1 pseudogene is annotated in these 373 nt (G+C 74.5%); it reads left to right on the top strand.

From position 1 onward, the window contains the following. A pseudogene (locus F0Q45_RS28445) lies at positions 1-373 on the top strand (PE family protein); the annotation flags it as partial.

Below are 373 nucleotides of genomic sequence, written 5' to 3'. Positions count from 1 at the left end.
CGACTCAAGCCAGACCGGTGTCCGCGCCGGAGACGGCGGTGCCGGTGGTGCGGCTGGTGTCGGCGCCAATGGCGGAGCCGGCGGGGCCGGCGGCAGTGCGACCCTCACCAACCAGGGAGGTAACGCCCTCGCCGGAAATGGCGGTGCAGGCACTGACGGTGCTGGCTCTGGCGGGTCGGGTGGTGACGGCGGCGACGGCGGAGCAGCCACAGCCACCTATGAAGGCCTCGGCCTCGGCCCCGCCACCGCCGGTGCCGGTGGAACCGGCGGTGGCGGGGCCGATACCAACGTCATCGCCGGCAACGGCAGTGCAGGTGGCGCGGGCGGCAACGGCGGAAACGCCGGCCTGCTGGTTGGCAACGGGGGCGCCGGT

The sequence above is a fragment of the Mycobacterium simiae genome (assembly GCF_008370645.1).
In the GTDB taxonomy this organism is placed as follows: Bacteria; Actinomycetota; Actinomycetes; order Mycobacteriales; family Mycobacteriaceae; genus Mycobacterium; species Mycobacterium simiae_A.
The sequence above is the reverse complement of the archived record's forward strand: the minus strand, read 5'-3'. Positions and strand labels throughout refer to the sequence as shown.